Genomic DNA, 6,636 nt, shown 5'->3' with positions numbered 1-6,636 from the left:
TTCCCGCCCCGCGAGTCGCCCACTCCCACCCCGCGAGTCGCCCGTTCCCGCCGCGCGAGTCGCCCGTTCTCGGTCCGCGAGTCGGCCCCGCCGACCGGGTGCGGGTCTCAGGTGAGGTCGCGCAGGTGCGGGATCAGGGCGCGCAGGGCGCGGCCGCGGTGTGAGGCCGCGTCCTTCTCCTGGGGGCTCAGCTCGGCCGAGGTGCGCTGCTCCCCGTCGGGCACGAAGATCGGGTCGTAGCCGAACCCTCCGGAGCCCCGCGGCTCGCGGACGATCCGGCCGGTCCACTCGCCGTGCACCACGGTCTCGAGGCCGCCGGGCACCACGAGCGCCGCCGCGCAGACGAACGCCGCGCCCATCCGCTCGTCGGGGACGTCGGCGAGCTGGCCGAGCAGCAGCTTCAGGTTGGCCTCGTCGTCCCCGTGCCGGCCCGCCCAGCGGGCGGAGAGCACACCGGGCATGCCGTTCAGCGCGTCGACGGCGAGCCCCGAGTCGTCGGCGACGGACGGGAGCCCGATGGCCGTCGCGGCGTCGCGGGCCTTCGCGAGTGCGTTCTCCGCGAACGTCGCCCCGGTCTCGGGGGCGTCGGGGAACTCCGGGACGTCGGCGAGCCCGACCACCTCGACCGGTCCGTCCGCGAGCATCCGCCGCAGCTCGGCCAGCTTGCCGGCGTTGCGGGTGGCGACCAGTACCTTCACGACTGCTCCGGCAGCGTGCCGGGGTAGGGCTCGGCGAGGACGGCGGCCTGCAGGTCGGAGAGCTGCCGGATGCCGGCGAGCGCCACGTCGAGCATGGAGTCGAGCGTGCGCCGCGTGAACGTGGCGCCCTCGCCGGTGCCCTGCACCTCGATGAGGGTGCCGGTGTCGGTGGCGACGACGTTCGTGTCGACCTCGGCGCGGGAGTCCTCCTCGTAGGGCAGGTCCAGACGGACTCGCCCGTCGACCACACCCACGCTCACCGCGGCGACGCGGCAGGACAGCGGCTTGGGATCGGCGAGGCTGCCGCGTGCGCCGAGCCAGGTGATGGCGTCGGCCAGCGCCACGTAGGCGCCGGTGATCGCCGCGGTGCGCGTGCCGCCGTCGGCCTGCAGGACGTCGCAGTCGAGCGCGATGGTGTTCTCGCCGAGAGCGGCCAGGTCGATGCACGCCCGCAGCGAGCGGCCGATCAGCCTGCTGATCTCGTGGGTCCGCCCGCCGATGCGTCCCTTGACCGACTCACGGTCGCTGCGGGTGTTGGTGGCCGAGGGCAGCATCGCGTACTCCGCGGTGACCCAGCCGAGACCGGAGCCCTTGCGCCAGCGGGGCACCCCTTCGGTGACGCTCGCCGCGCACAGCACCTTGGTGTCGCCGAACTCGACGAGCACCGATCCCGCGGGATGCTTCTGGAACCCGCGGGTGATCGTCACCGGCCGTAGCTGGTCGTCCGACCGTCCATCTGCCCTGGTCCCGTCCTGGGGGGTGCCATCCGTTCGCGTCACCGGGCCAGCTTAGGTCGCCGGTCGGGTAACCCCGGCGTCAGATCGGACGAGGGTCAGATCGCGTAGGCGGCATCGGGCGCCACCAGCTCGACGGGCCCGCTGAACGCGGCCTTGGCCTCGGCGAGCAGCTGGTCGCCGTCGAACCAGGCCGGGACGTGCGTCAGCAGCAGCCGCCCGACGCCGGCCGCCTCCGCGTGCTCACCTGCCTGCCGTCCCGACAGGTGCACCCCGGGCGGCGGTTGCTCCCACCACTCGGTGACGTGGGGCCACGTGGCCTCGCAGAGCAGCACGTCGGCGCCGCGGGCGAGCTCGACGAGGCCGTCGCACGGGCCGGTGTCGCCGCTGTAGACGAGGCTGCGCTCGCCGTGCTCCAGCCGCAGCGCGTACGCCTCGCACGGGTGGTCCACCAGCCCGGACCGCACCGCGACCCCGGCCACCGTGACGTTCCCGCCGTCGGACAGCGGGTGGAAGGTGAAGACGTCACCGAGGTCGGTGGCGGCGCGCTCGGCCGCCGACGGCGCATAGGCCGCGGCGAACCGGTCGGGCGCCTCGGCGGGGGCGTGCACGGGCAGCGGCCGGGTGGTGGGGTCGAACGGCGGACGCGGATGGAAGCGGCGGTGCACGACGAGCGAGGCGAAGTCGGCGCAGTGGTCGGGGTGCAGGTGGCTGAACAGCACGCCGTCGAGTGCCCACGGGTCGAGGTGGCGTTGCAGCGCACTGAGCGTGCCGTTGCCGAGGTCCATCACCAGCCGCGTGTCGCCGGCCTCGAGGAGGTAGCCCGACGCCGGCGAGTCCGGGCCCGGGCCGCTCCCGGAGCAGCCCAACACGATCAACCTCATGGGCTGCACGCTAACGCGCGCGCGTGTGCCGCAGCCACCACAGCCCGATGAACGGGAGGACCAGCGGCACGAAGCCGTAGCCCCGCCCGTACACCGACCACACGGTGTCGTCGGGGAAGTCGGCGGCGTCGAGCACGGTGAGGGTGCCGACGATCAGCACCCCGGCCAGCTCGAACCCGACAGCTGCCCAGGCCAGCCTGCGGGCGCCTGGTCCACGGCCGTTGAGACCGATCGTCGCCAGGATGTAGACGATGCCCGCCACCAGGGAGAGCAGGAAGGCGAGCGGAGCCTCGTGGAACTTCGTGGCGATCTGCACGAGCGCACGTGCGGTGGCCGACAGGGCGAAGACGCCGTAGACGGCGATCAGCACCCGGCCAGGGCCGGACGAGGTGGCGCGGGCGGGCTCAGGCACCGGCGAGCCACAGTCCCTGCAGCCTCCACACGGCCACGGCGGTGGCGATCGCGCCGACGGCGATGACGGTGCCGCCCCAGCGGGTGGGCTCGGCCGTGGCGAACTGGGTGGCGATCGGCAGCACGCACACCGACACGACCAGATAGATCAGGAACGTCTGCGTCTCCGGCAGCGCGGTGCCGGAGAACACCCGGACGGCCGCGATGGCCGCCTGCACGACGAGCAGTACCTCGACGGCACCGACCGCGAGGCGCATCGTGCGGTCCGGGGGGCGGTTCAGGATCGTGAGCACCACTCCGAAGACCGCCAGGGCACCGGTCGCGACGAGCACCAGTATCTCCAGGGCGTCGATCACGGTGGGTGACGCTACCCGCCGGCCGGCCGCGGAACCTGGTCAGCCTCCCTCAGCCCGCGGTCGAAGCAGGCACGACGGCGGGGTGGGTGGCCAGCGCGGACACCGTGCCGATCTCCGGGCCGAGGAAGCGGCGCCCGAGCCTGCGGAACGGCTCCGGGTCGCCGGTGGCGAGGAACTGGTGCGGGCCGGGTCGCGGCCCGGCCGGGTCGCGGGCGAGGTCGCTGTCCATGAGCACGCGCACGAGGTCCTTGGCCGTCTCGTCGGCACTGGACACCAGCGTGACGTCGGGGCCCAGCACGATCTGCAACACGCCCGCGAGCAGCGGGTAGTGGGTGCAGCCGAGCACGACCGTGTCGACCTCGGCCCGCTGCAGCGGCTCGAGGTAGCTCTGGGCGAGGCCGAGGATCTGCCGCCCGCTGGTCATGCCGCGCTCGACGAAGTCGACGAAGCGCGGGCACGCCACGGCCGTGACCTCGACGTCGCGGGCCGCCGCGAACGAGTCGGTGTAGGCCCCGGACACGATGGTGGCGCGGGTGCCGATGACCCCGATCCGGCCGTTGCGCGTGGCCGCGACGGCCCGGCGGACGGCGGGACGCACGACCTCGACGACCGGCACCGGGTAGCGCTCGCGGATGTCGGGAAGGCAGGCCGCCGAGGCGGAGTTGCACGCCACGACCAGCGCCTTGACCCCGCGCTCCTGGAGCGCGTCGCCGACCTCGAGCGCGTAGCGGCGGATGTCGGCGATCCGCAGCGGGCCGTAGGGGCCGTGCGCGGTGTCACCGACGTAGACGACCTGCTCGGCGGGCAGCAGGTCGATCACCGCCCGCGTCACCGTCAGACCGCCGACGCCCGAGTCGAAGATGCCGATCGGCGCGTCGATCCCTGGGGTCACGGCGGGAATTCTAGGCGCCCAGGGCAGGGGCCGGCCGGGAGCGGCGGCGGTCGGCCTGCGCCACGAGCCGGGCGGCGAGCAGGCCGGCCAGCGCCCCGAACAGGTGGGCCTGCCAGGAGATGCCCGGCTGCCCGGGCAGGATCCCGAACAGGATGCCTCCCCAGATCACGAACAGCACCACACCCAGCACGATCTGGCGGCCGCTGCGGGCGAAGAACCCGCGGGCGAGCAGGAACACCAGCCACCCGAAGATCACCCCGGACGCCCCGATCGTGGACGTGTTCGGCGGCCCGATCAGCCACACGCCGAGCCCGCCCAGCAGCCAGATCGTGGCGGTCACGAACACGAACTGCCGGATCCCGCCCGCCATGGCGAGGAACCCGAAGACGAGGAACGGGATGGTGTTGGCCAGCAGGTGCGGCCACCCCGCGTGGAGCAGCGGGGCCCACAGGATCCCGTCGAGCCCGTCCACCGAACGCGGCACGATGCCGTCGTTGTCCAGACGCAGTCCCGAGAGCTGGTCGACGGCCTCGGACACGTAGAGCAGCCCGGCGAAGAAGAGCATCGTGAACAGCGCGAGCACCGGCGAGGGCGGGAGCACCCGGGCGATCGACCGGCGGGACGCGGGCGCAGGGACGACCATGTGACCGAGGCTACCCGCGGATCGCCGGTCTTCCAGGGCCTTTCAGGGTTCCTTCAGGGGGGCCGGCCGGCGGAACCCGCCGTCGGACGGCCGGCCGCCGCGCCGAGCGACGCGGCCACCGCACCATCCGGTGACCGCGCCGCGTCAGGTAGGCCTGACGGCCCGGATCAGGACTGCAGCCACTCCAGAAGATCGGCGTTGATCGTCGCGGCTTCGGTGGTCGGCATGCCGTGCGGGAACCCGGGGTAGCTCTTGAGGGTCCCGTTCTGCACGAGTTCCGCGGACAGCGGCCCGGAGTCGGCGTAGGGGACGATCTGGTCGTCCTCGCCGTGCATGACCAGGACGGGCACCGTGATCCGCTTCAGGTCCTCGGTGAAGTCGGTCTGGGAGAACGCGACGATGCCGTCGTAGTGGGCCTTCGCCCCGCCCATCATCCCCTGCCGCCACCAGTTCTCGATGATCGCTTCCGATGCCGTCGCGCCGGGACGGTTGTAGCCGTAGAACGGCCCCGTCGGGAGGGCCCGGTAGAACTCGGACCGGTTGGCGGCCAGCTGGGCCTGCAGGTCGTCGAACACGCTCTTGGGCAGGCCGCCCGGGTTGCTCTCGGTCTGCACCATGATCGGAGGCACCGCGCTGATGAGCACCGCCCGGCTGACGCGCTCCTCACCGTGCTGCCCGATGTAGTGGGCCACCTCGCCACCGCCGGTGGAGTGGCCGACGTGGATGGCGTCGCGCAGATCGAGGTGTTCGGTCAGGGCGGCCAGGTCGGCGGCGTAGTGGTCCATGTCGTGCCCGCCGCTGGTCTGGGTCGAGCGGCCGTGCCCACGCCGGTCGTGCGCGATCACGCGGTAGCCGTGCTCGAGGAAGAACAACATCTGGGTGTCCCAGTCGTCGGCCGAGAGCGGCCAGCCGTGGCTGAACACTATGGGTTGCCCGGACCCCCAGTCCTTGTAGTAGATCTCCGTGCCGTCCGTCGTGGTGATGGTGGTCATGGTTTCCTCCGAGGAATGTGGTGCCGTCGCTGCTGTGTCGGCTGCTGATCCCGGCTTCGCACGTCGCACACCGGGCGAAGCGGCTGCCCCGATCCTGCTCTCCGCACCGTTGCTTGTCAGGGTGAACCGCGCTGGTCAGCTGAGCGACGACGGTGTGAAGCGGTCGAGGAAGGCGAGCGAGACGTCGGCCACCTCGGCCCAGCCGTGGTCGATCGTGAGCGAGTGACCGCGGCCGGGGATCTCGGCGATCTCGGTGATGCCGTCGTTCTTCTGCTGCAGCTTCACCATCGCGTGGGTGATGGCGAGCGGAATGGTGTTGTCCGCCTGTCCGGCGATGATCAGGAGCGGCCCGCGGTCGGGGTTGTGCACGTCGACCTGCGCTTCTGTCCAGGGGTTGAGGTTCGCCGTGACAGCCTGGAAGAGCGGCGCGCCTGCCGCGGCCACGTGGTACTCGTCGTACAGTCGGCGCGCCTCGTCCTCGCCGAGGTTGTTCACCCAGGCGTAGGAGAACTGCTCGAAGGTGAGCGACACCGCCCGCCCGGCGTTGGCCGGGTTACCCAGGATCGGGGCCCCGGACCTCAACGCCGACCACGGGACGGGCACGACGCCGCGGAAGGGTGCGGGGTCGATGGCGACGGTTGCCGTGGCCGCGCCCTCCCCCGCGAGCTTCTGCGCGATGAGTCCGCCGAAGGAGTGGCCCACGAGGCCCGGCTTGCGCTCCAGCCGGCTCAGCGCGTCGAGGTAGTGGTCGGTGACGACGCCGATCATCTTGTGGGCGAAGACCGAGGGGTCCTGCCGCGCCTCGGCGACGGTCTCCGGGTCGTCCGGCCAGCCGGGTGCGATGGTGGCGTAGCCGCGCTCCTCGAAGTGGGCGCGCCACTTGTCCCAGCTGCTCGACAGCAGCCAGAGGCCGTGGACGAAGGCGACCGTCGGGCGGCCCGAGGCGTTGGCGCTCTCGATCTCGGCCAGTTCGCGCTCGGTGAGTGTCGGCATGGGGAAGCTCCTCTTGTCGGGACACGGAGACGG

The 6,636-nt window shown here is 72.4% G+C and carries 9 protein-coding genes; all 9 read right to left on the bottom strand.

Features of this window, described 5'->3' with window-relative positions:
• Positions 1–107 precede the first annotated feature (107 nt).
• Positions 108–698 carry an RdgB/HAM1 family non-canonical purine NTP pyrophosphatase gene (rdgB, locus tag HF577_RS06145; protein ID WP_169394747.1) on the bottom strand — a complete coding sequence of 197 codons (591 nt, stop codon included), beginning with the start codon at positions 696–698 and terminating at the stop codon, positions 108–110.
• Complete coding sequence (gene rph, locus HF577_RS06140; protein ID WP_169394746.1) at positions 695–1,477, bottom strand: ribonuclease PH; 783 nt, start codon at positions 1,475–1,477, stop codon at positions 695–697. Before rph ends, rdgB begins: the two co-directional genes overlap by 4 nt.
• A gap of 53 nt (positions 1,478–1,530) precedes the next feature.
• On the bottom strand, positions 1,531–2,316 hold the full coding sequence (locus HF577_RS06135) for an MBL fold metallo-hydrolase (RefSeq protein ID WP_169394745.1): 786 nt from the start codon (positions 2,314–2,316) through the stop codon (positions 1,531–1,533).
• Between the two features lie 10 nt (positions 2,317–2,326).
• The gene (locus HF577_RS06130; protein WP_169394744.1) at positions 2,327–2,728 is read right to left on the bottom strand and encodes a hypothetical protein; all 402 of its coding nucleotides are present in this window, start codon (positions 2,726–2,728) and stop codon (positions 2,327–2,329) included.
• A complete protein-coding gene (locus tag HF577_RS06125) occupies positions 2,721–3,083 on the bottom strand; it encodes a hypothetical protein (RefSeq protein ID WP_169394743.1) in 363 nt (120 codons plus the stop codon). Before HF577_RS06125 ends, HF577_RS06130 begins: the two co-directional genes overlap by 8 nt.
• Before the next feature lie 49 nt (positions 3,084–3,132).
• Positions 3,133–3,975, bottom strand: coding sequence for a glutamate racemase (gene murI / locus HF577_RS06120; protein ID WP_312858968.1), 843 nt, complete (start codon positions 3,973–3,975; stop codon positions 3,133–3,135).
• A 10-nt stretch (positions 3,976–3,985) separates the two neighbouring features.
• A complete protein-coding gene (locus tag HF577_RS06115; RefSeq protein ID WP_169394742.1) occupies positions 3,986–4,618 on the bottom strand; it encodes a rhomboid family intramembrane serine protease in 633 nt (210 codons plus the stop codon).
• Positions 4,619–4,785: 167 nt separating this feature from the next.
• Positions 4,786–5,610, bottom strand: coding sequence for an alpha/beta fold hydrolase (locus tag HF577_RS06110; RefSeq protein ID WP_169394741.1), 825 nt, complete (start codon positions 5,608–5,610; stop codon positions 4,786–4,788).
• Positions 5,611–5,745: 135 nt separating this feature from the next.
• Positions 5,746–6,603, bottom strand: a complete 858-nt coding sequence (locus tag HF577_RS06105) for an alpha/beta hydrolase (protein WP_169394740.1) — start codon at positions 6,601–6,603, stop codon at positions 5,746–5,748.
• Positions 6,604–6,636: the final 33 nt, after the last annotated feature.

The sequence above is a fragment of the Pseudonocardia xinjiangensis genome, from assembly GCF_012911925.1.
GTDB classification, from domain to species: Bacteria; Actinomycetota; Actinomycetes; order Mycobacteriales; family Pseudonocardiaceae; genus Pseudonocardia; species Pseudonocardia xinjiangensis.
Note: the sequence above shows the minus strand (reverse complement) of the source record. Positions and strands in the feature narration are given on the sequence as shown.

Excerpts from the sequence above, each read along its gene's own strand:
- HF577_RS06135 (WP_169394745.1), bottom strand. The coding sequence starts at position 2,316 with ATGAGGTTGATCGTGTTGGGCTGCTCCGGGAGCGGCCCGGGCCCGGAC.
- HF577_RS06115 (WP_169394742.1), bottom strand. The coding sequence starts at position 4,618 with ATGGTCGTCCCTGCGCCCGCGTCCCGCCGGTCGATCGCCCGGGTGCTC.
- HF577_RS06110 (WP_169394741.1), bottom strand. The coding sequence starts at position 5,610 with ATGACCACCATCACCACGACGGACGGCACGGAGATCTACTACAAGGAC.
- HF577_RS06105 (WP_169394740.1), bottom strand. The coding sequence starts at position 6,603 with ATGCCGACACTCACCGAGCGCGAACTGGCCGAGATCGAGAGCGCCAAC.